The sequence below is a fragment of the Fannyhessea sp. C0108B2 genome, from assembly GCF_056583915.1.
The window spans coordinates 38,146-64,683 of the sequence record NZ_JBWPJQ010000002.1; the positions used below are offsets into that span (position 1 = coordinate 38,146).

Here is a 26,538-nt window from a genome sequence, read left to right on the forward strand (position 1 = left end):
CCCTTTCCGATAATTGCCTACACATCCGATATGCGTGTAGGCACAAAGCTATTTACGTTTTTTAACCTTCTTGGTAACTGTGTTATGCGCAGGCTTCTTGTGCGCTGCCTTAGCTTGTGCGCTGCTATGCAACGCTTTTCCTGCAGCTGTCTTATCACCGTCTTTACCTGCATCTTTACCTGTAGTTTTACCGTTTGTCTTGTGTGCAGCCTTTTCCACAGCCTTGCTTGCAGCTTTCTTTTTTGCAGGCAACGCGCGCACATATTTGAAGATAACACCACCTAAAGGAGGCACGGTAATAACCAGCGAATTATCGCGCCCATGTTGAGGCTCCTCCTCGGTAGCAAGCGCATGAAAACCGTTAGAAGTTCCCGAACCGCCAAATGCAGGATCGTCGGTATTGAAAACCTCTTTCCAATATCCTGCCATGGGCATACCAAGTCTAAAGTTATCGTGTGGATTAACTTCAAAATTGATCACAACAACTAAATCGTCGGTCTTGTGTTCACCGTGGCGAATAAACGCAATAATCGACTGACCAGAATTGTCCGCATCTATCCACTCAAATCCGCGCGACTCAAACGAAAACTCCCACATTGCAGGATTGTTATTGTAGAAAGCATTAAGCTCTTGTACAAAGTGCTGATGTTTTTTGTGCGCGTCAAACTTGTGGGTAAGGAAATACTGAATTCCCTCGTAATAACGCCACTCAATAAACTGAGCAATCTCGTTGCCCATAAAATTAAGCTTTGCGCCCGCATGAGCCATTTGATAAAGCGCAAGCGCACGCATACCAGCAAACTGACGCCAGTAATCGCCAGGCTGTCTACGAATCAAAGAGCATTTTCCATGCACCACTTCATCGTGCGACAGAGGCAAAATAAAGTTTTCGTTAAATTGGTACATAGTAGAAAACGTAAGCAAATGATGCGCGCCTGGACGATAAGGAAAATCGGCCTGAATGTAGTGCAGAGTATCATTCATCCAGCCCATATCCCATTTAAGATGAAAACCTAAACCTCCATCTTTAGGCGGATATGTTACCAGCGGCCATGCGGTAGATTCCTCGGCAATCATCATGGTGTGTGGATAATACTTTTCCACTGCTTCGTTACACTGCTGAACAAATTTTATAGCGGTAAGATCTTCTTCGGTGCCTTTTTCGTTGAATTGCTTTTGAGCAGGGTCATCTATACCAAAGTTAAGGTACAAAATGCTGGTAACACCATCCATACGAATGCCGTCTACATGAAACTCTCCCACCCAATACAAAAGGTTAGATATAAGAAAACTTCTTACCTCGCCACGACCAACATCAAATTTGTACGTGCCCCAATTAGGATGCTCTTTTTTCTCATACAGCTTATCGCCGTTAAAACGACTAAGACCGTGCTCGTCTTTGCAAAAACCACCAGGTACCCAGTCGAGAATAACACCAATATTTGCCTGATGGCACGCGTCAATAAAATGCTTAAACTGATCGGGCGTACCATAACGCGCAGTTGGCGCAAAATAACCCGTAACCTGATAGCCCCATGATCCATCAAAAGGATGCTCCATAATGGGCATAATTTCGATGTGAGAATATCCCATTTTTTTAACATAAGCAACTAGGCGCTCGGACAGTTCGTCATAGCTTAAAAACCGCCCTTGACATTGCCATTCGTCATTTGAAGTATCTTCATCATCAGACGCAGGCGAAACATCATTTGCATGTTCTTTAATAACCTCATCAGATGGCTGACGCTTCCAACTTCCTAGATGACATTCAAAAATATTAAGTGGCTCATGAAGAAAATTGTGGTTATTGCGGTATTTGGTATACGTATCATCTGACCACTTATATGTTGAAACATCAAGCAAGCGCGAAGCCGTGCCTGGAGGACATTCGGCACTAAAAGCATAGGGGTCTGCTTTATAAAACGTAGTGCCGTCTTGTGTTTCAATGAGGTACTTATACAGCTCACCGGCTTGTGCTCCGCCGATAAAACCTTCCCAAATACCAGAGCCTTTATGTTCAAGATAATTTTGAGTTTCACCCCAATTGTTAAAATCACCATCTACACGCACGCTTTTAACACCTGGAGCCCAGACAGCAAAATAAAAACCACTGCGTCCATTACAAACAATAGGATGAGCTCCCAATTTTTCGTGGCTTCTATACCAATTACCTTGAGCAAAAAGATAACGGTCGTCATTTGTTAATTGCACATCATTAAGGGTAAAGCTCTTCATACATGTCCCCCTCAATACAAGCCGTCAGCAAAAAACTGATATCTCTTTTACGGTCAAGCTTTACGTACAAGCTGCGCTTTTATACAACTCACACCGCTATCCACAAAATGTAGTGGCTGTATTTCCACGCACATACCAAAAAGCTACATTGAAACAACATATTTTTTATTTTACGGCAATATACGCGCAAAAGCCTCGACAAAATCAACAACTTTGGCATAAGTAAAAAACAGTCCTGTGAACGGTTTGGGTACCTATTTATAGGAAAGACAGGTGGACGTTATAATGAACTGTACACAATGCCCAACTATTTGTGGCATCCATTCGTTTGATTACTATATAGACCAACCAACACAACGCCCTTGAATACCAGATGAGGAGGGATTATGGCACAAGAGTCACAACGCAGCAAACAAAAGCGTGCGTGTGCGTTCTACGAAATTCTTCATGCACGCTATCATGGAGCAAAGTCGGCTCTTACCTATCACAACCCCTTTACCCTTACCATCTGCGTTATGCTTTCGGCTCAAACAACTGATGCAGCTGTTAATAAAGTAACTCCTCAATTGTTTGCACGCTGGCCAACTGCTAAGCACATGGCGCAAGCAAAGCCCGAGGACATAGGAGAGGTTATCCGTACCATTGGATTTTGGCGCGCTAAAGCAAAACATTGTGTTGAAGCCTCGCAAATGATTATGAGCGATTTTGCAGGAGAGGTGCCTCAAACCATGGAAGAACTTATGCGTCTTCCTGGTGTAGGAAGAAAAACCGCCAACATTGTATTGAACAAAGCATTCAACAAAACTCAAGGCATTGCTGTTGACACCCATGTATTTAGAATTTCAACGCGCCTACAGTTTACACGTGCAAAAACGCCGCTTGAAGCCGAGCAAGATTTGCTTAAGTTGCTTCCTCCCACATTGTGGAGCAGCGTAAATGAAGAATGGATCCATTTTGGGCGCGAGATATGCAAAGCAAAAAATCCATGCTGTGAAACGTGCATTGCTCGTGCGCTTTGCCCGTCTTATGTAAAGTTTTCTAAAAAGTAAGTCCAACAAATAAACTCAATAAAAAATACTTGTAAATCCTAGAGCTTCTCATGGTATTTTAGTAGCTCGTATAAACGCCGTAAAAAGACGAGTAAAACCGTGTAAAATTATAGTGTATGTGTACATGTAGGTTTATGAAAAAAGCCATGAGCGAGTAAGGGGTTTGTATGATTTATCTTTCCCAACTATTGGGCAATCCCGTATTTGATGCAAAAGGCGAAAAAATAGGTCGCGTGAACGATCTTGGCATTGCAACGGGCGAAGTCTTTCCTCGTATCACCGCACTTGCTGTTGAAGGTCCTGGTAAAACGCCTTTTATGATTTCATGGCGCAAGTATGTTGAATCGTTTTCTACCGAAGAAATCCACTTAAAAGTAGTTGATACCGATATTAGATTTTCTTATCTTCAGCCTAACGAAGTGTTAATTGCACGCGATTTACTTAACAAACAAATTGTTGATACGCGGGGCATGCGTGTTGTAAGAGTAAACGACTTAAAGCTTTCAGACACTAGCTCATCGCAGCTTCGTCTGCTTGGTGCCGAAGTTGGAATACGTGGTTTGCTACGCTCGCTTTCTCCTGCACTTGAAACGCTCACGCTTAAAATTGCAAAATCGCTTGGCAAGCCCATGCCCGAAAAAATTATCGCATGGAACTATATGGACCTGCTTGATCGCGATTTATCTAATGTAAAGCTATCTGTATCGCATAAAACACTCGATGGTCTGCACCCTGCCGATATTGCAGACATTTTGGAGCGTCTTGATCCGCGCTTGCGTGGTCGTGTGTTTGCACAGCTAGACGACGAGCGCGCGGCAGATGCAATCGCTGAGTTTGACGATGATCATATTGCCGCAGAAATTATGGGCGACATGGCCGATACTGACGCATCGCGTATGTTATCGGAAATGGATCCAGACGATGCAGCTGAGCTGGTAAGCGAACTTGACTATGACAAGGCAGAAAAAATCCTTCGCCTTATGGGCGTAAAAGAGCGCAAAGCCATTAGACAACTTTTAGGATATAGAGAAGACACCGCAGGTCGTATTATGACCTCTGAGGTTTTGTGCCTGCCAGAAGCACAAACCGTTGCAGATGCGGTTGCACGCATGCGCGCGCTTGATGAAGACTTTGAAACCGTGCACTATGTGTATCTAAAAGACGATGAAGACCGTTTAAGCGGCGTGGTAAATCTCAATAAGCTTATTATTAACGAACCAGCAACACCACTTAAAAACATAGCAACAACCGACATGATTACCGCAAATCCCGATGACGACCAAGAAGACGTTGCCGAAAACATCGCAAAGTACAACCTGTTGGCAATGCCTGTTATTGACGACAACAAGCGTCTATTAGGTATTGTTACCGTTGATGACGCGCTTGACGTTATGGAAGAAGAGCACGAAGAAGACCTGCAAATTGCAGGTGCTGGCGCAAATGATGGTGATTCAAAGCGACAAACAGGCGCGCTTGTTTGGCTGCTTCGTCATAACGCATGGCTGTTTATATGGGTGTTTGGTTCGTGCATTACCTTTGCACTCCATTTGTGTGGCTTGCTCCATCTTCCTTTACCTGATGCTCATAAAAACGCGCTCATGCTGTTTACATGCGCGCTTCTACCCGTATGTTTAATGTTTGGTGACGCTTCTATTTCGCATACCGTTAATTTCTTCCTCGAAAACGATGCAGATGACGAAAACTCGCCATCCGATTTGGGATTTGGTGTTAAAAGCCTTGGTCTGGCGCTTGTGTTTGCTGCTATTTTTGCGGCAATCGAAGTGATCTTTTCTATATTGTGTACCATGCGCAATTTTGATGCGGTGCTATCAAAAGGTTTTCTTTCGTCGTTTGTGGCAATTGGTATTGCGTCTTGCATATCTGTTATAGTGTCTCCTCTGTTTCTTGCAATTTTACGTGTGCGCGATGCAAAAAATCTTGATACCTCAGGCTTTGTGCTGTCACTTGTTTCTATGATCTTATCGTTTGTAATGTGCATAGCAGCTCTTATGTGCATGGGCGCTTTAGGAGTTCTTCAGTGATAACACAACAAACACCGCCTTTACAAACGCATAATCCAGAAAACACGCAGAGTGCAATGAATTCTAAGCAAACCAACGCCTTGGAGAGCCGACCCCAAAAATTGCAGTTTAAGCGCGTTTTGCTTGCTATGGGACCTGGTATGGTTGCAGCGCTTGCCGGCGCAGATGCAGGTGGTGTAGCAACATACTCCAACGCTGGTGCTCTGTTTGGCTTCGGTCAGCTTTGGACGGTTCCTATTATGTGCTTCTTGCTAATTGTGGTACAAGAAACAGCAGCTCGTATGGGTTGCGTTACCGGAAAAGGCTTTGCGTCGCTTATACGCGAATATTTTGGTGTCAAGCGTTCTGCAGTTGCCATGCTTGCACTTCTTATCTCAAATACAACGGTTACGCTTTCAGAGTTTGCAGGTATTGCCTCGGGCTTAGCGTTGTTTGGCATGCCTACCTATCTTTCGGTTCCGCTTTCTGCGTTGCTCATTTGGGTATTGGCAATGAGCGGAAGTTATCGTTCTATCGAAAAAGTGCTCTTGGCTATCAGCTGCGTATTTGTAACCTATATTATTGCAGGATTTTTAGTACAACCCGATTGGTCATACGCTCTTTTCACTACCGCCGTGCCACAAATTACGCCTAATCCTCAGTATTTGTCGTTATTGGTTGCAAATGTGGGAACAACCATTGCGCCTTGGATGATATTTTTAGCACAATCAAATGTTGTTGATAAAAACGCGCACGACGAAGACATTCCCTATCAGCAAATTGATACGGTTACTGGAGCTGTTGTAGCAAGTGTTATCAGCTGGTTTATTATTCTTGCAACAGGAGCAGTGCTGTTTCCTGCAGGCATTACCGTTAACGGTGCAGAAGATGCAGCAGCTGCCCTGGCTCCACTTGCAGGCGAGTACGCCTATGCGCTCTTTGGCATTGGCCTTATTGGCGCGTCATTTTTAGCGGCCTGTGTACTACCAGGAATTACCGCAAGTGGTATCTGCGAAGCTTTTGGCTGGGAACGTGGTGCAGATTGCACGTGGCAAGAAGCCCCTGCTTATCGGGGAATTATTACCGCTATTTTGGTTATATCCGCGGTAATCGTTCTTATTCCTCATATTGACCTATTTGGAATTATGATGTTTGCGCAGGTCATAAATGGTATTCTTTTGCCAATTCTTTTGGTGTGCATGGTACGCATTGCTTCAAATAAATTTATCATGGGAAAACACGTTAATAGTAAACTGTGGACCATGCTTACATGGTTTACCGTCATTGCAGTAACCATTCTTACCATCATCATGTTTGTTATGCAAGCAATGGGCTATTAGCCGCTTTAGCCGCTTAATATACTACATAAACTCATACGTCATACAAGCAGCCGCATGCGCGCGATTTTGCGTATGGTGTGCACGTGCTATGAGCGCAGCAAACAAAACAGCGGCGCTAACAGCACAACTACACTGCGTAAACACCTCACAAAAGAAAACGAGCAAGTCACCACTTGACCTGCTCGTTTCCTGTTATCATGCAAGCGTTTTACATGCGCGTACCGCCTCATGTTGTCCCATAGTCATGTTCATACTATTAAGCCTCATGGGTGGATTGCACAGTATGCCTTAAATCATGCAAACCTGACATTCCGAAGAACCATCACAATGAAACGCAGATTTTTTCTCGTCAGATTTTGCAGCATCGGGTAAAATCTCATCGCTTTCTAGATGTTCACTGCCTTCCAAAACGTCTTGACGAATGCGCACGTAATAAATGGAGTCACACTTTTTCTTAAAGGCATAAATATAGGCGCGATTAAGATCTCTGGTAGTGGCTTGTGAAGTCATAAACAAGGTGAGCGAAATTGCTTGGTCTACGTGCTTTTGTGCAGCTGCAACAATGTTGATAATTGCCTCGTAACCAACCTCATATGCACCGTCTTGATAATATTTATAGGTATCGTCACTAATCTTATAGGCAGGAACATACACGCGTCCAACTTTGCCTTCCTTGCGCGTTTCAACAGGAGAAACAACTGGCTGCAAACTTGGCGTACACGAAGAAAGATAACTGATAGAACCCGTAGGAGCAACTGCCATAAGATGCGAATTTGCCAAACCATGCGCGCGAATGTCTTTAACCAACTCTTGCCAATCTTGTTGGGTAGGAAGCTCAAAGTGGCAATCAGCCAAAAGTTTGGCAATGCGCGGCGTTGCAGGCTCAATCTTATGCTCGGTGTATTTCTTAAAATAAGTTCCATCAGCATATTCTGAATCGGCAAAGCCTGCAAAGGCACCTTCGGTTTGCGCAAGTTCTGACGAGGCCTTAAATGCGTGGTATGCCATTGCATAAAAGAACATATCAACAAAGTCAACAGCCTCTGCCGACGCATAATAAATATGGTGCGTTGCCAAAAATCCGTGAAGGTTCATAGCGCCTAAACCAACAGCATGATTAAGCTTGTTTCCTTTATTAACAGAAGGCGCGCACGATAAATCGGACGAACGCGACACGCGATCAAGCGCAACGATAGCGTCTTTGATGGTGCGCGCGAACTCAGGCGCATGATCCATGGCAGCTGCTATGTTGATAGACCCCAAGTTACAGCATATATCAACGCCTGTTTGCGTAAATCCAAGATCTTCGGTATAAGAACTTGGCGTAGACACCTGTGCAATTTCGGAACACAGATTTGACATCACAATACGCCCAGCTTTCTTGTGGGGATTGCGTCTGTTTACCGTGTCCTCAAACAAGATATACGGATAACCCGATTCAAACTGCAGCTCAGCTATGGTTTGGAAAAACTTGCGTGCGCTAATATAGTCCTTTTTTATCCGAGGATTGTTAACCAACTCGTCGTACTTTTCGGTAATAGACATGTCTGCCATAGAACATTTGTACTCTTTTTCTATGTCGTATGGCGAAAAAAGCGCCATGTCCTTGTTTTCTTTTGCAAGCTTAAAGGTAATATCTGGAACGATAACGCCAAGTGACAGTGACTTAATGCGTACCTTTTCGTCTGCGTTTTCGCGCTTGGTATCAAGAAAACGCATGATATCGGGATGATGCGCATGCAAATAAACAGCTCCTGCACCTTGGCGCTGACCCAGCTGATTTGCATAAGAAAACGTATCTTCTAACAATTTCATAACGGGAACAACACCACTTGCTTGGTGAGCAAAGCCCTTAATAGGAGCACCTGTTTCGCGTAAGTTGGTAAGGCACAAAGCCACACCGCCACCGCGCTTTGAGAGTTGCAAACTGGTTCCAATACCGCGAGCAATTGACTCCATGTTGTCCTCAACACGAAGCAAATAGCAAGAAATATATTCACCACGGCGCTTTTTACCTGCATTCAAAAACGTAGGTGTTGCAGGCTGGAATCTATTAGACATTAAGTCGAGCACCAAATTACGCGCAAGCGCAACATCGCCGTTAGCAAGAAAAAGAGCACACATCACAACGCGGTCTTCAAAACGCTCTAAATATGTTGTCCTGTCGTCAGATTGTAGTGCATACGCCATATAAAATTTCATAGCACCCATGAGCGACAAAAACTCAAAATGTTGCTCGTAAGCCAACGACGTAAGCGCTTCTATATCTTTTTGACTATAGAGGTCTAATACCGCCTTGTCGTAATATTGGTGTTCAACAAGATAATCGAGGCGTTGCTGACACGATTCAAACGTTTTAAGACGAGGCTCTACCTGCTCTTTAAGATAGAGCTGCACCGCCTTTTTATCGGCAGAAAAATTATAGTGACCGTCTTCGGTTTTGAAGCGCGTAAGCGCATTAAGAGCAATATAAGAATCAGTTGTAGAAGTTGACATAGTAAGTCCGTTCTTTGGCAGGTTTATAATACGTCTGAACATCAAGCGCGCAAACAGAGCGCGGTGGCACGCGGTAAGTGCGTGAACAAACACAACAGCGCGCGGCACATGGTGGAGAAAGTTTCTTGCATTACGCGCGTCTTAGACCAGCATGGGCGCTTTCTCAGGTTGAGAAATCTTTTCGTCGATAAGCATTTGTACACGCGCAACATCTTCTTGTGTTCCCGATAATTCAAATTGATATACAAGAGGAACACCAACTTTAGCAGCAATAATGGGGCCAGCAAGGGCAAAGCTATCTCCAAAATTAGTGTTGCCCGTTCCAATGACGGCTCTACACAACTTGCGGTTATGCTCATCGTTTAGAAAATGAATAACCTGCTTGGGCACAGCTCCACGCGTATCTACATGACCGTTCGTGTTTTTACCTCCACCCGAATACGTTGGACAAATGAGGATGTATTCACTGTCAACCACCATGTGCTCCTGCAGATTAAGCGGAATACGATGAGATACACAGGTAAGCTTTTGCACAAAACGATGCGTGTTTTCCGAGGTAGAAGAAAAATAAACAATTTGCACGATTAAAACTCCCAATCCTCGTCAGTTGTTTCTTCAGAGGTTCCTATAACATAGGACGATCCACTACCAGAAAAGAAGTCGTGATTTTCATCGGCGCGTGCAGAAAGCTGTGCAAAAACCTCGGGTGAAATATAGGTTTCTTGCTCTGAAAATGGAGAATCATACCCTAAATTCTGCAAGAATTTGCCAGCGTTATACAAGCTAAATCGTATGGCATCGTCTGCCAGATCAAAATCTTTGTACAGGTCTTGCAAATATGCTTTTTCTAAATCAATAAGCTGATACATAAGATCAAATACAAAGTCTTTAACAGTTTGTTGTTCATCGCTGGTAAGCTTGCGAACTTTTTGCTGGAACTTATAACCGCTGTAATAGTTGTGAATAACTTTATCGCGCAAAATAAGACGAATCATATCAGAAGTGTTAGGAAGCTTGCTGCGTGCAGACAAATAAAACGGCAGATAAAAGCCACCATAGAGCAAAAATCCTGGCATAAGAGCTGCAGCAACCTTACTTTTTAAGGGATCAGAACCCGTATAGTAAGGAATAAGTGCTTTTGCGCGTTTTTGGAGCGCATCGTTATTAACCACCCACGCCTGCGCTTCGTCAATTTGCTCACTGCTACACAGCGTAGAAAACACCGTTCCATACGAGCGCGCATGAACTGCAACCATAAAGGCAAAGTTTGCGTAATTTGCCTGCTCTATATCGGTAAGTGCATGACGAATCTGAGCAACATCACCAACGGTTGCCTGCACAGTATCTAAAAGTGTAAGCCCTGTAAAGGTGCGAATAATGAGCTGCTGCCACGAACTATCCAACTCGTTCCAAGATGGCAAGTCATTAGAAACGGGTATGTTTTCGGGAAGCCAAAAATTTTGAGTAACACGATTCCAAACCTCAAGATCCTTTTCATCTTGAATTCTGTTCCAATTAACAGCACGCATATTGCAGCCTTTATCAGCATACGCAAAATCAACTGGAGATTGAGATGTTGGTTGTACGTTTGAAGCAGATTGCATTCCCGTTCCTCTCCTTATCGATAACAATACAAGCTCGTGTTCAATAAAGCTCAAGAAACAATAACACAATATATAGTGAGTATCAATATGTGTTTGTACAGCATGTTGATACTAATCCACAGTTAAGCGTTAGTAACGCGCGATTAAAAATTTACTCTCATCACAATAAATCCTTGATACCACAAACGCACTACCCACAATCACGTAGAGTTTGTTTCTTACGGTCATGCAATCTCTCCAAATAAACAAACCATAACGCTCACTACAGACGCACGACGTTTTTGGCAAACAAACCATAGCGCTAAAACAGCCCAACAAAAAAACGCGCCCGTAAGCTACGAGCGCGTTTTGGCTGACAGATGAACATCTGCCCTCTATAAATGCATAACAGCTTTATCTTTTGTTCAGCTTAAGCGAAACAAATGCACCAGCAAGCGAGAACAAAGCTCCTAAGCCGCCTAATACTCCAGCAGCCGAACCTGCTAAATCGGAGGTTTTTGGAGTCTTTGGCTGTGATGTATACGAAACGTCACTTGCCGTGTGTACAGCCGACTGATCAGAAGCAAATGCTCCAGGAAGTTCGCCATTTACGGTAAACGCCTTAATAAGTGCGTTACCAAACTCAAACGCATCCCCTTGGCTTATTGCTTGTGTAAGAGCCTCAGGAGTTACCCATTTAAGACCGTCTTTAGTCTGGATGCGAATAAAGGTTTCGCCTGGGTTAGACTTAACATGAGTCCAGATATACTGCATAGGCAGACCCTTATTCAAAAGACCATCGGCATTCTTTTTCTCATTTGGATTTGGATCTTGAGCAGATTGAGAAAGACCTGTCTCAACGTTTAACCACGAGTAAGCCTTGCCCTGTGCGTCTGTTGATACCACTGTTTCTACCACAGCAAATTTTTGTCCCTTGTACAGCTGAACTGGGGTGTTAAGCTTAACTGTTTCAAAACCTGCAGCCTCAGTTACATAGTTTTGTTCCGAAACCACTGAAGAATCGTTCGTAGGATCTAAGTCTTTAAGGCCCTCATCGGTTACCAAATAAACCTTGATATTAACTTTGGTTCCAGCAAGTTGTGAGCGAACAGATACAGCCTTAAGAATTTCGGTACCCTTTGCAGTAAATACATTCGCAACCGCAGTATCGCTACCTTGAGTTCTTAGTGCAAGTGGATTATCGGTTCCGGTTTTGGTGTAGTTGTACGTATAAACGTTATCATAATCAAAACCGTCGTCTGCAATGTCTACGCTTAACGCCTGAGCACCCGTAAGCGAGTGGTCATAATAAGAGATCCAGAAGAAGCCCGAAGGATTGCCGTCTTTGTCAGGAAGACCCCAACCCGTATCTTTACCTTGTAAAACACCACCAAGCTTGTCAGATACTACACCTTTATAGTAGTTATCAAAATCAGCAATGTTGTGATTATATTCAGCTTGCTTTTTCTTATATCTATCTAAACGTTCAAGATCTTTCTTATCAGGAGTTTTTGCCTTTGCAATCTTATCCTCAAGCTTCTTGATTGCCTTGCCATATCGATCGACGGAATCCTTTAAGTCATCAAGTTCTTTTTGTTTTTCTTCGTCACTGTTAAGAATTGCTTTGATTTTGTCCATCATCTGCTCGTCACTCAAGTGATATTGAGCTTGAAGTTTTTTAAACGCAGCAGCTGTATTAGACTGAGATCCCCAGCTGTTCTTAATGAGCCACGCGCCGTTACCCTCGGGTTTTGTTCCTTTTTGGAAACCCTTGAATTTATCGGCAGGCACATCGTCGTTCCATCCAACAATAGTAATTGCGTGGTTTTGAACAGTTTGATCACCGTCGTCATAGGTATATTTCGAAGCACGATTCGCGTTCATAGAAACCTGTACAACACCATACTTAACTAGGGCTTCTTTGATGCGAAGACGAGCGTTGTCATTGCGAGATACCCAATCCATATTTCCTTTGCCGTCAAATTTATAGTGATTAAGCGCAGGAAGATAATAAATACCATCAACATGTGCTACTGGCTTTTCCTTGGCTGCAGCAGCTTCATCGTGATATCCCCAGTTCTTAGTGTCCCAAAACTCATCGGAATCAATAAGACCTAACAGATATTTAAGACGATTGTCCAAATTGTCTTCAAAACCTGGAGCTTTTTTAGGCCAGTAAGGCTCGGTTTTCTCGCTTACTACACCTTCCCAGTTGGTAAGTGTGTTCTCATCAAAATCGGTAAAGCCACCGAGGTTCATACTATCTGCCACTGGCGCAACATTACCCGTTTTATCGTCAATTTGCTCTGCGCCTTCACCTTTTTGTCTGCCTTGTTTTTCGGGGGTAAACGATTTTAACTCAAAATAAAGCTCGGATAAATCAATGTTGTCGGGAATGTTAGACAATAAAGGAGACTTGTGCTTTGCCTCATCAAGAGCTTTTCCGCCGTCACCTTGCTTTTTCTTAAGGATAGCGCTTTCAAGCTCAGACATAATTGCGTGAACCCAGCACGTTCCTGCGCTTCCTTGATCGCGTGCGGGCGTTAATTGGCCAACATTTTGCAAATAGTATTGCTTAATTTTTGAAACATCCATGTTGTTATCAAGTTTTTTGTCGCCTGAATCCGAAACACCGGTAATGATTTTAACGGCACCTAAGGCAGTATTTCCGCCTTCGGAGTTATCGGGATGACCCTGTGCATCGGGTTTAAGCGGCTTATAATCAGACAGCCATTTTCTAAATGCCAACCAGTCTGCAGCTGTGGTTTTACCGTCTTTGTTCCAGTCAAAATTGAGGTCTGTTCCCAAAGCGTCTTTATATTTGTTTGGGTCAAGCTTTTGCTCAGCTTTTGGAGCTGTTTGAGCTTTTTTATCAACAGGGGGCTCTTGTTGTGCTGATGCTGCAGAATTGCTGGCCTGAGACTTATTGGGTTCATCGGCTGATGCTACAACTTGGCTCTGTTTAGACGCAGCGTCCAAAACAACAGGAACCTCTTGTTGAGGCGCACTTTGTGACGCCTTCTTAAGAACTTGAGAAACAACATTGGCTGCATTTACATTTACGTGAGAAGCGGTTGCAGATGTTTGCTCTGACTTTGCAGGTGTAGCAGCATCACCTTTATACGATGCTCCTTGTGCAAAAGCTGCTTGTGGAGCTACAAGGAAGGCAGAAATTGCAAGTGCAAAAATAGCTTCTAATACATGGTGTTTTGACCACGCACGATGTTGTGCGTGTGCGTTTAATATCTTAAGTTCCCATTTTTTATTCATGAGACCCTTCCTTTCCTCATCGATTTGTAGTGAAACAAGATACACGCTTTTTCACAGCATGAAGAAGTAGATCAATTTATAAAAATAAAAAATGTTTGGATATTTTTTTCTATAATCGTATATATTTTTCACTTTATTTTATAAAGGAGCGCTATATGATAGGTTTATGCAGTTTTAGAAAATATATTTCTGTTACAATTCAGATACATTTCTGTAATATACGTAACAAAAAGAAAGAAAGCTGAAAAAATTGAGGCTTTTCTCGTGACTAAATAATCTCACGCAACGCGCCACATATCGCCCTGAGCCATACAAAAACCCTGCTCAGCAAGCTCTTCAAGCGTTTTTTGCACATACTCATACGAAACACGCGCACGTTTCGCACGGAGCTCTATTTGATTAAGTTCATCGCATAATAATTGAGTAGTACATGAAGTATTGTCCACTTGATAAGCCAACAGTAAGCGCACGAGCTCGGCACGTTTTTGGCGATGACTCCCCTCAAATTTAGATTGCTTAACATACGTTTTTGATTTTCTTGAGGGGTTAGTTTGTGTTTTCTTAAGATGAGCACCATAATCAAGCAGCGCATAATACCACATGCGCGGACACATCTGCTCGCGAGACTCTAATGCACCTGATGCTGGACAGCTTTGCGTAATATAAGGCATCAAAAGCTTGTCATTTACTTGTTCAGCATCGCGAAAAAATTCATGCAAAAACACGCTTCTCACGTTAGTTTCAAGATACACAACATGCTGATTGTACGCAAACGCACAAATACCTGCCGCAGTAGCAGGCCCAATACCAGGTAATGCCTGAAGACCCTCTTGAGAGCGCGGTATAACGCCACCTTGTTCAGAAAGCATCTGTGCCGCACGCAACAGCGCTAATGCACGACGGTTATATCCCATACCCTGCCACTCGTTCAAGACGTCAGAAACGCTTGCTAACGCAAGCACATCAACGGTGGGAAATTTTTGCACCCATGCGTCAAATCGCTTTTCAACGCGCGCGGTTTGTGTTTGTTGAAGCATAACTTCGGAAATCCAAATTTTATAGGGATCGGCCGTGTTTCTCCATGCAAAATCACGATACAGTTCTTGACCTTTTTGAGCAATTTTAGTGCGAAACGCCTTAAGCTCGCAACTTGATAAAGGTAACGCAGGGTTGTTCTTCATATGAGCTTATGCTCGTTTCCAATTTTCAATCCGCCACTTATTGCGACGAGCTTTATATTTAAGAACAACACCTGGATTAATAGCAACGGGATGTGCAGCTTTTTGCAACAAAGCGTCGTCGGTATGATGATCTCCATATGCAAAATCAATATACCAAGCATCCGCACCAAACGTCTTTTGAGCCCATTTGGTAAGTTCTTGCTCTTTAGCTGCGCCTTCAACAACATCACCATACACAAAGCCTGTATAACGTTGCTGTTCGTCGTAGCGCATGTCCGTTGCAATGACGTGGTCAATGCCCAAATAGAGCGCCGCTTGTTCGGCAATTCCTTTAAACGTTGCCGAAACAAGCACGATAATACACCCTTCACTTTGCTTTTGATGAACTTCCTGTATTCCACGTGCTCGATACCTGGGCATAATAATGCGCTCATGAAAATCTTTCATAAGACGAGTTACGTCTTGCTTGGATCTTCCTGCCAGCTTTTTAAACAGAATTTCACGCGCCTGAGCTTGATTAAACGGTAAATGAAGAACATAGCGTGCAGCCCACCAGGTTAAGTGGAGCATATCAACGCACGACAAAAGATGGTGACGAAACAGATACAGTGTAAAAAGTGTTCCCGACTGCCCGTTAATAAGTGTTCCATCAAAATCAAAAACAGCTAAAGGAGCTTTGTGTTCAAAGGAGTATGTTTGTTCTTGAACGCTCGTTGGTGTGCACTTCACTCTCATAAATCTATAATCCTATAAGACAACCAATCACAGATTATACCGTATTGCTTTGCTGTATTCATATGTATTTACACAAATAAAAAAAGCTCAGGTTTTATCCTGAGCTTCTTATATCCAAATGGCGGGATATGCGGGGATCGAACCCGCGACCTCCGACGTGACAGGCCGGCGCTCTAACCAGCTGAGCTAATACCCCGTGCGTTATCGCAAAAGTTATAATACACAATCTTACCCTGTTTTGTCTAGTCTTTTTTTAAAATTGTGAGGTATTTATAAAGACTTTCATTCGCGCCCAACAAAACACAAGGTACACGCACTATCTACTTCCTTCCCTTGTATGAAAATCAACGAACATCTAAGACGTCACCCAACACGTGTTTATACAAGCGAAATAGAAGTTTCTTTATGATTAGCATCGGTGACCACCAAATGCGGATCACGAAGCTCAGCTTTTACCAATTTGCCCGTACCAACGATGGGTGCTCCTTGTGCATCAACCACAGCAGACGGAACGCTTCCAGGGCTAAACGTATACGCAAGCACATCCCATGTTCCATCAGAAAGATTTTCTGGTATAAGCAGCGCGCCGTTATATAAAATCAGCTGAATAGGTGTGCCTTTTATCTGCGCAAGCTCACTTGCATCGTCCTGCGATGAGTTGGCGGCCTTTGCCGAAAGTACATGGCTTCCATCGTCTTTTTCTTGAATATAGTATTTCATTCCTCGATACTCAATAGCAACTTCGGGAGCCACTTGTTGTTGGGGCATATCAGCTTCCGCTTGTGGAGCTGCAGGTTTTTCGATAAACGGCTTCATAATAAAATATGCACCTATAAACACAGCTATAAGCACAACCAAACATATAATAATTTTTTTCACATTATTTCCTGAAAGCGCTTGTTGTGTATATATTTTATGATGCAAGATTCGTTGATGAGATCTCGCTCGCGCACGAATTACACGCTTATCTGCAGAAAGGCTTTCTATGGTTTCGCGTGTTTCAACTGCTGCGCCACAGCCTTTTGCCACATGCGAAAATGCGCTTGGCGTCGCATGATGGCTTGCATTAGTAGAATAGTTCAAAGTCCTAGACGGCTGATTACTTGATATGCCGTGACGCCCATGTGTTGGCTTTGGTCTTGTAGAAAAACTATTCACAATCCCTCTTCCTTAGTTTCGTAACACTCAAATTCTCTTATTCCAGCGTGCTTTAATTTCCTACATAACCTCATGTTGCAAGCAAGAACAAACATAAAGCTACATTTCGTGACGCGCTTCAATAGCTCGCCCAAGCGTTACTTCATCCACGTACTCAAGATCTCCCCCAACAGGAAGACCACTTGCCAAACGCGTGGTTTGAATTCCTAAAGTTTTAATGGTACGAGCCAGATAGGTAGCTGTTGTTTCGCCTTCAACCGTTGGGTTCATCGCCAAAATAACTTCTTTGATTTCATCACCTGCAAGACGCGCCAAGAGCTCTTTTACGTGCAACTGTTCGGGTCCTATTTTATCCATAGGAGAAATAACACCTCCAAGGACGTGATATAATCCGTGGTAAACACCAGTTTTTTCGATAGAAGCTATGTCGCGAGGCTCGCAAACAACACAGACTTTTGAAACGTCGCGCGTAGAATCATTGCATAAAGCACATACATCATCGGTAGCATACGCAAAACACACAGGACAAAAATGAACATGCTCTTTAAGATTTAAAATTGCCCTGCTCAACCTGCGCGCAGTTTCGTCGTCTGCTTCCATCAGAAAATATGCTATGCGCTGAGCCGATTTTGGTCCAATGCCTGGTAGACGTCCAAATTCATCCAATACAAATTGTAATGCTTGATTAGATGCTTGTCCCATAACTTACCTAAAACAACCCGGGAATGTTCATACCGCCAGTTACTGCACCCATTTGTTGGTTTGCTGCATCGGAAGCACTTGCCAAACAGTCGTTTACAGCCGCCAAAATACTATCTTGTAAAAGTTCAACATCATCTGGTTGCAATGCTTCTGGATCAAGCGTAATTGAGGTGATTTTCCCATCTGCAGTTCCCTCAACTTTTACCATACCTCCACCAGTTGATGAACTAACTGTTATGTCCTTAAGCTTGGCTTGTGCATCGGCAAGCCTGCGCTGCATAACTTGCGCTTGTTTCATCATCTGTTGCATGTTCATAAAAAACTCCTTTGTGTGTTACTAAGTCGTATAGCGTGGTACGCGTTTCTATTATATGGTGTTATTCCAAAGATTCCCTAGTTTCCATACGAGGTTTTACTCCTTCTCCAAATGCCTCGGTAAGCATGTCAAGAATTTTTTGTGTTTGAGCACGAGTTGCCTTACGCGGAATTGTGTGTTGTGGGTCTTGTTCTTGGCTGGAAGATGCTGGAGAAGAAGATGGTACGGCTTCAGGTGTTGCTGTTTTCTCGTGGACACGAGCAGGCGCAACACTATTTGAAACACTTTGAGCCGAAGGTATTGCGTTTTGAGGTGCTGCGGACTGCGTAGGCTTGGCCGTAGGCGTAGAAATATTTTTAGGCTGTGGCTGAGGAGCTGGTGCTACGCTTGGAGCTGGTACCGGTGCAACGGCTGGTACTGGAGCTGATGCTGGTGCAATTGCAGATGCTGGCGCTGATACGGCACTTGGAGCAGGTACTGAAGTTGGCGCAGCAACTGGTGTGGTAGCCGGTGTTTGAGCTGCTTGCGCGCGTGCAATATTTGTCTGTTGTAAACTACTTTCTGCATACACCAACTTACGATTACCAAAAATCGGTGCAACACAAGATTGAACCAGCGCAGAGATACTAGGCTCTGCAAGCATTTTGGTTGCAAACGAAGATCCAATCGGCAATTCAATAACTAAACGAGCACCATCGTCTGAGCGAATCTCGGCGTTAGTAAGCAGTGAACCACGAGAAGGATTAGCTTCCATGAGCTTGTCAACAACTTGTTTCCACATACGCTGAAGTTGACTTTTATCAGCGGTCCCTTGCGATATAGGGGCTGCTGTGGACTGGGAAGGTTGTTGTGCAGGTTGCGGCGTGCGCGTTTGCGCAGGCTGCTGTGGCATTTGTTGCACCCGTTGTTGGGCAGGTTGTTGTGGCATTTGCTGTGCCTGTTGTTGCGCAGGTTGCGGCGTGCGCGTTTGCGCAGGCTGCTGTAAAGGCTGATATCCAGATTGTTGCACAGAAGCTTTTTGCGCTGGCTGTACACGCGCTGCGTGCTGAACAGGTGCATGAGCTGCAAACGTACCGCTTTGTTGCGAGGGTCCCGATGTAAATTGTGCAAGTTGCGTCTCAACTGCTTCCAATCGCTTTATAAGCGCGGGCGATGAATTTGTTACAACGGGATGTATCATACGACAGCTATAGAGTTCAAATGTTAATCGCGGATTTGCTGCCGTTTTAATATGCGAAATCATATCAACTACTACGTTGAGCACGTAAGCTATGTGACGAACATTCTTAAACGCCTGCGCGTCTGCCTCAAGCTGTGCTGTTGCAACACCACAGGTAAACAGCTCCGCATAATCGTCTAAAGTGAGACGGCTCTCCATTAAAGTTTTTGCTAGATACACGTCGCGCATATATTCGGCAAGCTCACAAGCAGCCTGGACAATGCTTTTTCCCTGCTCACACAAGGACGCAATTTCTTCAAACAAACGTTTGGTATCGCGAAGTGCCAAAGATTGTACCAATGCAGTAAGGTTTGTCTGCGAAGTGGCGCCTAGCATATCCTCTACCAAACGCTTACTGATAATACCTTTGCCAAACACAGAAATCTGCTCAAGTGAAGAAAGCGCATCGCGCATACCACCTTGTGCATGCTCAACTATAAGCTTAAGCGCTTCATCGTCGGCAGAAAAATGCTCAAGCGTACAAACTTTTTGCAAATGTGCAAACATCTCATCGCCTTTAATACGATGAAAATCAAAACGCATTACACGGCTTAAGATGGTTGCCAAAATTTTATGAGGCTCTGTAGTGCACAAGATGAAAACAACATGAGAAGGTGGCTCTTCGAGCGTTTTGAGCAGCGCATTAAACGCAGACGCCGTAAGCATGTGAACTTCGTCGATAATATATATCTTGTACGCGCCTTTAAGCGGCGCATAATTAACGCGATCGATGATCTCTTCACGCACGTTGTCTACACCCGTACGAGAAGCAGCGTCGAGCTCAAAGACATCGGGATGAATGCCCTGCGCTATATTTTTACAGGTTTCGCACACGCCACAAGGCAGACCATTTTGAGGGGATGCGCACAATAACGCTTTGGCAAACAGACGAGCCATCGTAGTTTTACCCGTACCGCGAGGTCCGCAAAAAAGATAAGCGTGTCCAATTTTATGTTCAAGAACAGCATTTTGCAGCGTTGATACCACATGAGTTTGTCCAACAACATCTTGAAATACCGCAGGGCGATACTTAGTATAAAGCGACTCCATACAACCTCCAATATGGCGGCAAACACTCAAAGAGAAAAGCAAAACGCAAAACTATAAGCTTCTTGCAAACGCGCCAAGCAATACCTCTTCTGTACTTAAAACATGTACTACTTAGTTAGTTTAGACCTGATGAAGCCCGCAACAAGAGGTATGGCTGAAATAACAATAATCCCTACAACTACCAGTTCAAAATGCTTTTGTACCTCGGGAATTGCGCCAAAAAAGTATCCAAGCGCAACAAACAACGTTGACCAAACAACGCCACCTAAAACGTTATACAGTACAAAATTGTGCCAATGCATATTTCCAACGCCTGCTATAAAAGGCACAAATGTTCTGATAAACGGGAAAAAGCGTCCAAGAAATATAGCAAGCTTCCCCCATTTGTTGAGAAAAGCCTCTGCTTTTGCAATGTGTTCTGGTGTCATTGCTTTAACTTTGCCCGAGGCAATAATTTTTTGTCCAAAATAATGGCCAATTACAAAGTTGCATTGATCACCTAAAATTGCCGCCGCCCATGCAACAACAAGCAAATGTACTATATCAAAACCACCGTTATGAGCAAAAAAGCCCGAAACAAACAACAGTGAATCCCCTGGTAAAAAGGGGAAAAATACAACACCAGTTTCGATAAAAATGATAACAAATACCAAACCGTAAGCTGCTACAGGTCCCGATGCTATAGCCGATGCTATAGCAACACGAGGGTCTCGAATAAGCTCAAGAAGCTCAGAAAAAATATTCATACGATTATCCAAAGTCATTGACAATACAAACAAGCGTGCCTGTTGGGTGCGGACACCCACTAGAGGCATCTTATGGCTGCTGTCTTCCGACCCTGACCAGGTTCGAAACATAGTGTCGCCCGAACCCAACAGACACGCTTATTGGTACTTACTGTATCATGTTTTGGATGGTTATCCAAGACCTAAGCTGTGCTCATCACATGTTATGCGCACATGACAAGCACGGCCTAAACGTTTGAACTATTTACGATGTTTACGATAAAACTTAATAAGAGCTTGCGTAGATGCATCTTGCGCAGCAAGAGCCTCATCATCGTGAAATGCTGGCGTAATTTGTTTAGCCAACTGCTTGCCAAGCTCAACACCCCATTGATCGTAAGAGTCAAGACCCCATACGCTACCTTCAACAAAGGTGATGTGTTCGTAAAGCGCAATAAGTTCACCAAGCGTATGTGCGTTAAGCTCAACACCAAAAATAGAGGTGGTAGGACGATTGCCGCTAAACATACGAGCGGGAACCATCCACTCGGCAGTACCCTCGGCACGAACCTCATCTGCAGTTTTACCAAATGCCAATGCTTTAGTTTGTGCAAGGAAGTTGCCTAAAAACAGCTCATGAATATCTTGTTGGTCGTCCTTGGTTGGGTGCTTGGTGTTTACAAAACCAATAAAGTCGGCAGGAATCAAATTGGTTCCCTGGTGAATAAGCTGGTAAAACGCATGTTGACCGTTAGTACCTGCTTCACCCCAGAAAATTTCACCTGTTTTAGTGGTCACTGGGCTTGCATCCCAACGCGTTGACTTGCCGTTGGACTCCATAGTAAGCTGCTGCAAATACGCAGGAAAACGATGAAGATATTGGTTATAAGGCAAAACAGCGTGGCTTTGAGCACCAAAGAAGTTGACATACCAAATGTTACACAGACCCATCAAAAATACAACGTTGTCTTCTAACGGAGTTTTGCAGAAATACATATCCATATCGTGGAATCCTTTAAGGAATTCCTCGAACACCACAGGGCCAAATGCAATAATTAACGACAGGCCTACTGCCGCATCAACAGAGTATCTACCGCCAACCCAATTCCAAAAACCAAATGCGTTTTCGGGATTGATACCAAACTGAGCAACAAGCTCTAGGTTAGTAGACACCGCAACAAAGTGCTTAGCAATAGCCTCGGCGCGTTGAGCATCAGAAGCGTCAATAGCTCCTTGTTTTTGCAGACCTTCCAACAGCCATGTACGAGCTTCACGAGCGTTGGTCATAGTCTCAAGCGTAGTAAACGTCTTGGACACAATGATTACCAGCGTGGTTTCGGGGTCAAGATCCTTGGTTTTTTCGGCCATATCATTAGGGTCAATGTTGGAAACATAACGAACCGATAGCCCTTTTTGAACATAAGGCTTAAGAGCTTCGTATACCATAACCGGGCCCAAGTCCGATCCACCAATACCAATAGAAACAACAGTTTCTATACGTTTGCCAGTAACACCTTTCCACTGACCCAAGCGAACACGGTCTGCAAAGGCATACATACGATCAAGCTCGTGACGAACGTCCTTAACGCAGTCTTGACCGTCTACTATAAGGCTTCCAACCTCGTCAACAGGACGACGAAGCGCGGTATGCAAAACAGCGCGGTCTTCAGTTGTGTTAAGGTGCTTACCGCTAAACATGTCGTCACGGCGCTGTTCAATGCCTAATTCTTGAGCAAGCTCACACAAAAGTTGCTTGGTGGTATCGTCGATCAAATTTTTTGACAAATCAAAGTGTAGGTCGTTAACTTCATAGGAGTATTTTTCTACGCGCTGCGAATCATCCTTAAACCATGAGCGCAAATCTATGCCTTGTGATTGAAGTTCATCAAAATGTTTTTGTAACTTTTTCCACGCATCGGTTGTGGTTACATCAATAGGTGCTTTTATGTGCGATGTACACGTATTCATACATACTCCTTTTGTTTATGTCCCTTTATAAGTGTAGCGCAAGCATGCAATTAATAAAGAATGTTTTTGTATACACACACGCTCTGCAATGATGTGTTTACGACACGTTTGGGCGAGCAAGGCTTTTCAGCGCACGCCATGCGGCTTGTTTGGAAGACGTGCTTTTAAGTGCTTGACTAAAGTTTCCTAAGGCAAGTACCACATGCGTGGGAAGATGTTCTAAACACCCTATTTTTAGGTGATGATTATCCAAAAATTCTGCTTCATAATCGGTTTGCGCTTGTTCGTCGCACAATATAACGTATATGGGATCCAACGCAGTCAAGCTTAGCCTTAAATTTTCTTGAGGGCTTTTGCATAAAGCTGTGCTTATGCCGCAAAAGTCATTGGGGGCAAAACCAAGAGCTACGCACGCCTTACGCAACGCTTGACCATCTTCTTTGCATAAAAATGTATCAGAGGTACAACAATCTTTATCTAAGAGCTGTTTTACTACAACAATACTTGCATAAGGATTACCATCAATAAGCACGTTGTCATCAAGCAGGTTGGTAAGCTCTTGTGTTGTTTTACTTAACAGGCTCTGCTTTAATTTTGATTCAAAGTTTTCCAGAACAACACACCTCTTTACACAAAAAATCGCATATATTAAAGCATATCACACACATGATTCCAATTTTTATCGACAAGAGGTAAAATCGAATACACGGTAAGACATGCCACGTTAAGGCGGAATATCAGCGCACACGTGCTCCAACTTTATGTACTGCATAAAAGTGGGCTAACAGATAAGCAGTTGCTGAAAACAACGCAGAGGATTGGGTATAACCATGCATATACATAGGCTTTCTTGCCGTGGTTTACCATCGGTACAACTTTCAAGGAGTTATTATGGCACAAGCTATTACTTCAGCTGATTTTGATTCCATCATCAGCTCATCAACCAAACCTGTTCTTATTGATTTTTGGGCAACATGGTGTGGTCCCTGCCGCGCTTTAGGTCCTAAAATCGATGAAATCTCAGAGGAAATGGCCGATAAATTAGCTGTTTATAAATGCAATGTAGACGAAGAACCCGAGCTTGCTCAAAAATTTCAGATCGTCTCAATTCCAACAGTTATTTTATTCAAAGACGGCAATGCCGTTCATTCTCTTGTAGGCAATATGCCTAAAGATGAACTTATCAGCGAAATTGAGGCACATCTTTAACATATCTTGCGGACGCATAAACACCATACTCAGGTTTTATGCGTCCGTTATGCTCCATCTTACGCTAGGTTCTATGGATTTTAATAACGGTCTTACACCTGTCGCGCACGCTTGTTATGTGAGCCAGTAGTTTATTCACAAACATTAACCCAATGCTCAAATTCAATCGAAGAGGCTCTATGTCTAAAGCCGCACAACCCACACTTTACTCTTTGCCTTCAAAACTTATGGGTCTTGTTAAAAAGAACGTCCTTATTCTTATTGGCTTTATTGCCACCATTGTTTTTTTGGCCCTTATGGTAGAAATTCTCCAAGGCGATGTAATTGCTTTTGACAATACAGCTTATAGGCTTATTGTTGTGCACATGAGAAGGTCGTGGCTTACCCCCATCATGCAGTCTATATCCGAGCTTGCGCTTCCTGTAGTATTGGCAGTTATGCTTTTGGCAGTTGCAGCCTTTGCTCCGGGCAAAAAACCAGGAGCCTGTGCTGCATGCAACCTCGTTTTAGTTGTTATACTCAACCTTATTCTTAAAGAAATTGTACACCGTCCACGACCCGACGGTTTCCGCCTCATTAGTGAAACAGGTTATAGCTTTCCCTCTGGTCACTCCATGATTGCTATGGCGTTCTACGGTTTGCTTATTTGGATGATTTGGAATTACGAACGCGATAAGGTGGTCAAATACAGCTGCATATGTGGCTTTACCCTGTGTGTTATTGCGGTTGGTTTAAGTCGTGTGTATTTAGGCGTACACTACGCTTCTGATGTTCTTGCTGGTTTTTGCGTGTCGCTTGCATGGCTTGCTGTCTATACAAGGGTTATTGCGCCTCTTTTTATGCTCGAAAAAGATCTTGGAGAAAAAACGCCTCACCGCAAAAAACACTTACATCAATAGTCGTGAAACGCGTGTTACGCTCTCTGCTTATTAAATTTTGCGTGTACTGTGCGTGCTACCTACGCCGAAAGATGAATAATTTCGGCTGATTCTACTTTTTTATCGCTACAGTATATACGACCCATAGTTGGTCCTTCTTCACTGCGCGGATATGTGGTGCTACCTGGATTCATAACCAAAGTTCCCGTTTTTTCGTCGTGAGCAATAAAGGGGATGTGGGTATGACCGCAAATTGCCACATCACAAGTTACAAGATCAAGACGCTCGCGATAATGACAAACCTGCCACCGTAGACCGCTTAAGAAAAAATGCGTGAGATTCTTTACAAACGAGCCGTAATCAAGCCCATAATCATTGTTTCCCTTAGCCATATAGAGTGGTGCTATATGCGACAATACGTCGTAGTCAGAAAGAGAACACATATCGCCTGCATGAACAAGTGCATCAGCGCCTTTAATTTCGGCAAGTAAAGCATCTGAAAGATGCCCGTGAGTATCGGATAAAATATCAATACGCATATCAACCTCTTTTCAAGAACGCAAAGCAAAGACCAAACGCGCGTGGCAACAAGGTAAATGCCTTACAGGCCCAAAGCTCTTTTGAGCGCTACAACACGGCGTCGTGATACAGGAATTTTTTTATCGGGAACGTCCTTGATACCCAACTGCAAAATGCCTGCGGATACTGCCTCAATGTCTTCAACTTGTTCGAGATTAACAATATATCCACGATGAACTCTAAAAAAGCCGTGATCAGCAAGTCGTGCCTCAAATTTTGCAAGCGAAACTGTAGATAAGAAACGCTCATCTAAGGTATAAATGCACGAATAATCATCACGCGCTTCTATGTAGCGAATGTGCGAAACGGGAATGAGCACTTTTCTACCGTTTTTCTCTACCGGAATTCTCTCGGGTGCCGTATGTGGTGCAGCAGCAGGTTGTAAATGTTGCTCCACCTTGTCTAACGCACGCATCAGTCTTTCTGTTTCAACAGGTTTCATAAGGTAATCAATAGCATCTACATCAAAGGCTTCCAAAGCATATTCGCTATAAGCTGTAACAAAAACAACAACAGGTGGATTATTAAGCTTATGAAGTGCCTCTGCAAGTTGCATACCAGACATCTTTGGCATAGAAATGTCTAAAAATATAACATTGGTTGCTTGTTCTGCGCCCTCTTTACTACGCACCAGCGCCTCAACAGCACTACGAGCGCTCGATGCTTCTTCTATGCGCGCAACACGACCAGTTTGTTCAAGCAAATACTTAAGCTCCGAGCGCGCAGGCGCTTCATCATCCACAATCAGTGCATTAATAACCTGCATGTTTCCTCCCTGTAAGGAATGAATTGCTACACGTTGTCACAATAGTTACGTAGTATAT

The 26,538-nt window shown here is 43.6% G+C and carries 21 protein-coding genes, 1 tRNA gene and 1 other RNA gene; 5 read left to right on the forward strand and 18 right to left on the reverse strand.

The window, feature by feature from the left end; all coding sequences use genetic code 11:
* Nucleotides 1–48: 48 nt before the first annotated feature.
* Nucleotides 49–2,235: a 1,4-alpha-glucan branching protein GlgB gene (gene glgB, locus AC1DBT_RS01160; protein ID WP_480018275.1), complete on the reverse strand. Its 2,187-nt coding sequence runs from the start codon at nt 2,233–2,235 to the stop codon at nt 49–51.
* 386 nt (nt 2,236–2,621) lie between these two features.
* Here glgB and nth point away from each other — a divergent pair, with 386 nt between their 5' ends.
* The 3 genes from nth (at nt 2,622) to AC1DBT_RS01175 (ending at nt 6,645) form a co-directional block, all read left to right on the forward strand.
* The gene (gene nth, locus AC1DBT_RS01165; protein WP_480018276.1) at nt 2,622–3,284 is read left to right on the forward strand and encodes an endonuclease III; all 663 of its coding nucleotides are present in this window, start codon (nt 2,622–2,624) and stop codon (nt 3,282–3,284) included.
* Between the two features lie 167 nt (nt 3,285–3,451).
* The gene (locus tag AC1DBT_RS01170) at nt 3,452–5,326 is read left to right on the forward strand and encodes a magnesium transporter MgtE N-terminal domain-containing protein (protein WP_480018277.1); all 1,875 of its coding nucleotides are present in this window, start codon (nt 3,452–3,454) and stop codon (nt 5,324–5,326) included.
* Entirely contained in the window at nt 5,323–6,645 is a 1,323-nt protein-coding gene (locus AC1DBT_RS01175) for an Nramp family divalent metal transporter (RefSeq protein WP_480018278.1), read from the forward strand. The genes AC1DBT_RS01170 and AC1DBT_RS01175 overlap by 4 nt, the downstream gene beginning before the upstream one ends.
* 288 nt (nt 6,646–6,933) lie before the next feature.
* On the opposite strand, the gene nrdE is transcribed toward AC1DBT_RS01175, so the two are convergent.
* From nrdE to AC1DBT_RS01250, 15 genes are all read right to left on the reverse strand, one after another.
* Complete coding sequence (nrdE, locus tag AC1DBT_RS01180; RefSeq protein WP_480018279.1) at nt 6,934–9,141, reverse strand: class 1b ribonucleoside-diphosphate reductase subunit alpha; 2,208 nt, start codon at nt 9,139–9,141, stop codon at nt 6,934–6,936.
* 141 nt (nt 9,142–9,282) lie between these two features.
* The gene (nrdI, locus tag AC1DBT_RS01185; RefSeq protein ID WP_480018280.1) at nt 9,283–9,723 is read right to left on the reverse strand and encodes a class Ib ribonucleoside-diphosphate reductase assembly flavoprotein NrdI; all 441 of its coding nucleotides are present in this window, start codon (nt 9,721–9,723) and stop codon (nt 9,283–9,285) included.
* Between the two features lie 2 nt (nt 9,724–9,725).
* Nucleotides 9,726–10,745: a class 1b ribonucleoside-diphosphate reductase subunit beta gene (gene nrdF / locus AC1DBT_RS01190; protein WP_006302211.1), complete on the reverse strand. Its 1,020-nt coding sequence runs from the start codon at nt 10,743–10,745 to the stop codon at nt 9,726–9,728.
* Nucleotides 10,746–11,138: 393 nt separating this feature from the next.
* Nucleotides 11,139–13,994, reverse strand: coding sequence for a lectin like domain-containing protein (locus AC1DBT_RS01195; protein WP_480018281.1), 2,856 nt, complete (start codon nt 13,992–13,994; stop codon nt 11,139–11,141).
* Between the two features lie 278 nt (nt 13,995–14,272).
* Nucleotides 14,273–15,175: an HhH-GPD family protein gene (locus AC1DBT_RS01200; protein WP_480018282.1), complete on the reverse strand. Its 903-nt coding sequence runs from the start codon at nt 15,173–15,175 to the stop codon at nt 14,273–14,275.
* A gap of 6 nt (nt 15,176–15,181) precedes the next feature.
* Complete coding sequence (locus AC1DBT_RS01205; protein ID WP_480018283.1) at nt 15,182–15,910, reverse strand: HAD family hydrolase; 729 nt, start codon at nt 15,908–15,910, stop codon at nt 15,182–15,184.
* 119 nt (nt 15,911–16,029) lie between these two features.
* Nucleotides 16,030–16,106: transfer RNA gene (locus AC1DBT_RS01210), tRNA-Asp, on the reverse strand.
* A gap of 182 nt (nt 16,107–16,288) precedes the next feature.
* On the reverse strand, nt 16,289–17,068 hold the full coding sequence (locus AC1DBT_RS01215; protein ID WP_480018284.1) for a hypothetical protein: 780 nt from the start codon (nt 17,066–17,068) through the stop codon (nt 16,289–16,291).
* 99 nt (nt 17,069–17,167) lie between these two features.
* On the reverse strand, nt 17,168–17,770 hold the full coding sequence (recR, locus tag AC1DBT_RS01220) for a recombination mediator RecR (protein ID WP_311431263.1): 603 nt from the start codon (nt 17,768–17,770) through the stop codon (nt 17,168–17,170).
* A gap of 7 nt (nt 17,771–17,777) precedes the next feature.
* A complete protein-coding gene (locus tag AC1DBT_RS01225) occupies nt 17,778–18,086 on the reverse strand; it encodes a YbaB/EbfC family nucleoid-associated protein (protein WP_480018285.1) in 309 nt (102 codons plus the stop codon).
* Between the two features lie 61 nt (nt 18,087–18,147).
* Entirely contained in the window at nt 18,148–20,355 is a 2,208-nt protein-coding gene (dnaX, locus tag AC1DBT_RS01230; RefSeq protein ID WP_480018286.1) for a DNA polymerase III subunit gamma/tau, read from the reverse strand.
* Nucleotides 20,356–20,462: 107 nt separating this feature from the next.
* Complete coding sequence (locus AC1DBT_RS01235) at nt 20,463–21,101, reverse strand: DedA family protein (protein WP_480018287.1); 639 nt, start codon at nt 21,099–21,101, stop codon at nt 20,463–20,465.
* A gap of 37 nt (nt 21,102–21,138) precedes the next feature.
* Nucleotides 21,139–21,232, reverse strand: an RNA gene (gene ffs, locus AC1DBT_RS01240) — signal recognition particle sRNA small type.
* A 109-nt stretch (nt 21,233–21,341) separates the two neighbouring features.
* Nucleotides 21,342–23,048: a glucose-6-phosphate isomerase gene (gene pgi / locus AC1DBT_RS01245; protein ID WP_480018288.1), complete on the reverse strand. Its 1,707-nt coding sequence runs from the start codon at nt 23,046–23,048 to the stop codon at nt 21,342–21,344.
* 97 nt (nt 23,049–23,145) lie between these two features.
* On the reverse strand, nt 23,146–23,580 hold the full coding sequence (locus tag AC1DBT_RS01250; RefSeq protein WP_480018289.1) for a hypothetical protein: 435 nt from the start codon (nt 23,578–23,580) through the stop codon (nt 23,146–23,148).
* Between the two features lie 359 nt (nt 23,581–23,939).
* Between AC1DBT_RS01250 and trxA the strand changes: the two genes are divergently transcribed.
* Together trxA and AC1DBT_RS01260 are read left to right on the forward strand one after the other, a co-directional pair.
* Entirely contained in the window at nt 23,940–24,257 is a 318-nt protein-coding gene (trxA, locus tag AC1DBT_RS01255; RefSeq protein WP_480018290.1) for a thioredoxin, read from the forward strand.
* A gap of 179 nt (nt 24,258–24,436) precedes the next feature.
* The gene (locus tag AC1DBT_RS01260; RefSeq protein WP_480018291.1) at nt 24,437–25,156 is read left to right on the forward strand and encodes a phosphatase PAP2 family protein; all 720 of its coding nucleotides are present in this window, start codon (nt 24,437–24,439) and stop codon (nt 25,154–25,156) included.
* 59 nt (nt 25,157–25,215) lie between these two features.
* Here AC1DBT_RS01260 and AC1DBT_RS01265 read toward each other — a convergent pair whose 3' ends face one another.
* Nucleotides 25,216–25,674, reverse strand: a complete 459-nt coding sequence (locus AC1DBT_RS01265) for a metallophosphoesterase family protein (RefSeq protein ID WP_480018292.1) — start codon at nt 25,672–25,674, stop codon at nt 25,216–25,218.
* Nucleotides 25,675–25,736: 62 nt separating this feature from the next.
* Complete coding sequence (locus tag AC1DBT_RS01270) at nt 25,737–26,480, reverse strand: LytR/AlgR family response regulator transcription factor (RefSeq protein WP_480018293.1); 744 nt, start codon at nt 26,478–26,480, stop codon at nt 25,737–25,739.
* Nucleotides 26,481–26,538 lie beyond the last annotated feature (58 nt).

Bases quoted from the DNA above. Each gene is read 5' to 3' on its own strand.
- glgB (WP_480018275.1), bottom strand. From the start codon at position 2,235: ATGAAGAGCTTTACCCTTAATGATGTGCAATTAACAAATGACGACCGT.
- nth (WP_480018276.1), top strand. From the start codon at position 2,622: ATGGCACAAGAGTCACAACGCAGCAAACAAAAGCGTGCGTGTGCGTTC.
- AC1DBT_RS01170 (WP_480018277.1), top strand. From the start codon at position 3,452: ATGATTTATCTTTCCCAACTATTGGGCAATCCCGTATTTGATGCAAAA.
- nrdE (WP_480018279.1), bottom strand. From the start codon at position 9,141: ATGTCAACTTCTACAACTGATTCTTATATTGCTCTTAATGCGCTTACG.
- nrdF (WP_006302211.1), bottom strand. From the start codon at position 10,745: ATGCAATCTGCTTCAAACGTACAACCAACATCTCAATCTCCAGTTGAT.
- AC1DBT_RS01195 (WP_480018281.1), bottom strand. From the start codon at position 13,994: ATGAATAAAAAATGGGAACTTAAGATATTAAACGCACACGCACAACAT.
- AC1DBT_RS01200 (WP_480018282.1), bottom strand. From the start codon at position 15,175: ATGAAGAACAACCCTGCGTTACCTTTATCAAGTTGCGAGCTTAAGGCG.
- AC1DBT_RS01205 (WP_480018283.1), bottom strand. From the start codon at position 15,910: ATGAGAGTGAAGTGCACACCAACGAGCGTTCAAGAACAAACATACTCC.
- recR (WP_311431263.1), bottom strand. From the start codon at position 17,770: ATGGGACAAGCATCTAATCAAGCATTACAATTTGTATTGGATGAATTT.
- AC1DBT_RS01225 (WP_480018285.1), bottom strand. From the start codon at position 18,086: ATGAACATGCAACAGATGATGAAACAAGCGCAAGTTATGCAGCGCAGG.
- dnaX (WP_480018286.1), bottom strand. From the start codon at position 20,355: ATGGAGTCGCTTTATACTAAGTATCGCCCTGCGGTATTTCAAGATGTT.
- AC1DBT_RS01235 (WP_480018287.1), bottom strand. From the start codon at position 21,101: ATGAATATTTTTTCTGAGCTTCTTGAGCTTATTCGAGACCCTCGTGTT.
- pgi (WP_480018288.1), bottom strand. From the start codon at position 23,048: ATGAATACGTGTACATCGCACATAAAAGCACCTATTGATGTAACCACA.
- trxA (WP_480018290.1), top strand. From the start codon at position 23,940: ATGGCACAAGCTATTACTTCAGCTGATTTTGATTCCATCATCAGCTCA.
- AC1DBT_RS01260 (WP_480018291.1), top strand. From the start codon at position 24,437: ATGTCTAAAGCCGCACAACCCACACTTTACTCTTTGCCTTCAAAACTT.
- AC1DBT_RS01265 (WP_480018292.1), bottom strand. From the start codon at position 25,674: ATGCGTATTGATATTTTATCCGATACTCACGGGCATCTTTCAGATGCT.
- AC1DBT_RS01270 (WP_480018293.1), bottom strand. From the start codon at position 26,480: ATGCAGGTTATTAATGCACTGATTGTGGATGATGAAGCGCCTGCGCGC.